This window comes from Mesorhizobium sp. M2A.F.Ca.ET.037.01.1.1 (assembly GCF_003998075.1).
Lineage (GTDB): Bacteria > Pseudomonadota > Alphaproteobacteria > Rhizobiales > Rhizobiaceae > Mesorhizobium.
This window is the reverse complement of sequence record NZ_RZSA01000834.1, coordinates 1-2978: the sequence shown is the minus strand read 5'-3', so window position 1 is coordinate 2978 and position 2978 is coordinate 1. Positions and strand designations below refer to the sequence as shown.

The window sequence follows — 2978 nt, the reverse complement described above, 5'->3', positions numbered from 1 at the left end:
CTCTTTTCCCGCCATACGCGATGGAAAGTTTCTCCACATTCAGCACCGAATGGGACATCAAGACCTCGAAATCGCTTTCTGCCGGTGCCCTAATCGAGGGCAATCGCTTCCGCTTGCATAGTATATTATCTCTATAAAATTACTCGAATTAACGCCAAACGCAATCTAGCCTTTTGCAAATTGGAGATCGCGGGTCGCGCCGACCAATGCGGCGCCCGCGTCTCCCAGCGATTTGCAAGGAGGCCGGCATGGCGCGAAATCAGTTGATCCTCAGCGCGTTCTTCTTCAACCCGCAGGGTGACCATCGCATGTCGTGGCGCCATCCGCGCGCGCCAGGCCGGGAAGTGCTCTCCTTCGATTACTATCGCGAGCTCGTTCAGGCGGCCGAGCGCGCCAGGATCGACACCATCTTCGTCGCCGACCACGTGTCCATCTGGGATTCGGTGAAGAGCGGTGTCGCCCACTACGCCAATGCCCGCCTCGAGCCACTGACGCTTTTGTCGGCGCTGGCCAGCGTGACGAAACACATCGGTCTCATCACCACCGCCTCGAGCTCCTACAGCGAGCCCTACAACGTGGCGCGGCTGTTCGCCTCGCTCGACCATATCAGCGGCGGCAGGGCGTCGTGGAACGTCGTCACCTCGGCCATGGACGAAGAGGCGCGCAATTTCGGCCGCGACGGCAATATCGAGCACGCCTTCCGCTACCAGCGCGCCGCCGAATTCCTCGATATCGTCAAAGGGCTGTGGGACAGCTGGGAGGACGAAGCCCTGCTGTTCGACAAGGAAACCGGCTATTTCGCCGATCCGGACAAGGTCCATGTGCTCGACCATCGCGGCGCGCATTTCAAGGTGCGCGGGCCGCTCAACGTCTCGCGGCCGCCGCAGGGCCACCCGCTGATCGTCCAGGCCGGCTCGTCCGAGGACGGCAAGGACTTCGCCACCGCCCATGCCGATGCCCATTTTGCCATCTATAGCACCAGGGAAGACGGCATCCGGTACCGTGAGGACATCAACGAGCGTCTCGCCCGATACGGCAGGAAGCCGGAGAGCTTCAAGATCCTGCCCGGCATATTGCCGATCGTCGCCGCTTCCGAGGCCGAGGCGCGCGACAGGCAGGAATATCTGCAGACGCTGCTCCCCGATCGTGTCGGCATCGATCTCCTGTCGAGCTGGAGCGGCATCGATCTCTCGGCCTATCCGCCGGACGGCCCGCTGCCGCAGCTTCCGGACGAAAGCACCTTCAACGGCGGGCGCACCTCGCTCAATCGGGTCAAGCAGTGGGCGACGCAGAACCTGACGCTGCGCGAAATCGCCCGCAAGCTGGCGAACAGCGGCTCGGTGCCGACCGTCGCCGGCACGCCGAAGCAGATCGCCGACCAGCTGCAGGACTGGTTCGAGGCGGGCGCCGCCGATGGCTTCAACCTGATGTTCCCGCTGCTGCCGGAAGACTGGATCAACTTCGCCGAGCAGGTCGTGCCGGAGCTGCAACGCCGCGGCGTCTTCCCGACCGAATACGCTCCCGGAACGCTGCGCGACCGCTTCGGCCTCGCCCGTCCCGCCAACCGCTTCGCCGAGCAGCGCGCCAATCAGCGCGCCGTGTCCTGAGGAGAGCCGCCATGACCGCCGCACCGAGATTGCAGCCGCGCGAGGCGACCGCGCCGCAGCTGATCAACGTCCTGCACAGCCCCAAGCGCATTCGCGTCAAATTCGGCGGCCGCGTCATCGCCGACAGCCGCAACGTGCTGGTGCTGCGCTCCAACCACTTCCTGCCGATCTATTTCTTTCCGCTGGCGGCGATCGACCAGTCGGTGCTGAAGCCTTCGAAACAAGGCCAGCAGCATCCGGTCGGCGGCGAGACGAAATACTGGGATATCGAAGCGGGCGACAGGCGCGCCGCTGATGCAGCCTGGTCGTTTACCGCTCCGCCCGACGAAAACCTCGCGTCGCTCGCCGGCCGCATAGCCTTCACCTGGAACCTCGTCGACCAATGGTTCGAGGAGGAGGAAGAGGTCTTCGTCCATGCCCGCGATCCCTATGCGCGCATCGACGTGCTGCAGAGCTCCAGCCATGTCGAGATCTGGTTCGACGGTGAGCCGATCGCCGACAGCCGCCGTCCCGTGCTCCTGTTCGAAACGCACCTGCCGACGCGTTTTTATCTACCGCTGGAGGATGTCCGTCTCGACCGGCTGAGGGCCTCGCTGACGAGGACCCGATGTCCCTACAAGGGCATCGCCTCCTATTGGTCGGGCGTGCTCAAGGACGGTTCGCTACGCGAGGACATCGCCTGGGCTTACCGCGATCCGATCGCCGAGATGCCGAAGATCAAGGGGCTGATCGCCTTCTATCCGCAAGCAGTCGACCGCATCCATCTCGACGGCCAGCCGGTCTGATCCGGCCCCGTCGTCGTCACCTCATTTTCAAAACCCTTTTTCACAGAGGCAAAAATGACCAAGCGCAACGAAATCGACGCCCTTCGCAATCTCTCCGGCGACATCTGGAACGTCGCCGTCGACGAATACGCCAAGGGCTACCTCAAGCGCCGCGACCTGTTGAAATACGCCGCGCTCATCGGCCTGACCGGCTTCGCCGCGTCGCAGGGCCTCGGCTTCTCCGGTCAGGCCCGCGCGGCTGCCGCCGGCGGCACCGTCCGCGTCGGGCTTGGCCAGCCGACCAAGGCGATCGATCCGGTCACCGTCACCGATCCGGCCAGCATCGGCGTTCTCAGCCAGGTCGGCGAATATCTGATCCTCGACGATCCCAAGGACGGGCTGCATCCGAAGCTCGCTTTGTCCTGGGAAGCCGACGAGACGGCCAAGCGCTGGACCTTCAAGCTGCGCCCCGGCGTGAAATTCCATGACGGCCGCACCGTCACCGCCAAGGACGTGGTGGCGAGCTTCGAGCGTCTGGTCGATCCGAACAGCGGCTCGTCGGCTCTGTCGGCCTACAAGGGCATCCTGTCCAAGGGCGGCGCCAAGA

The 2978-nt window shown here is 64.0% G+C and carries 3 protein-coding genes; all 3 read left to right on the top strand.

The features are described 5' to 3' along the window. Positions 1-248: 248 nt before the first annotated feature. Positions 249-1607, top strand: coding sequence for an LLM class flavin-dependent oxidoreductase (locus tag EOA27_RS29825; RefSeq protein ID WP_127257917.1), 1359 nt, complete (start codon positions 249-251; stop codon positions 1605-1607). Between the two features lie 11 nt (positions 1608-1618). After that, positions 1619-2392, top strand: a complete 774-nt coding sequence (locus EOA27_RS29820; protein ID WP_127257915.1) for a DUF427 domain-containing protein — start codon at positions 1619-1621, stop codon at positions 2390-2392. Between the two features lie 54 nt (positions 2393-2446). Further along, on the top strand, positions 2447-2978 hold a 532-nt coding region (locus tag EOA27_RS29815; protein ID WP_127257913.1), incomplete at its 3' end, for an ABC transporter substrate-binding protein.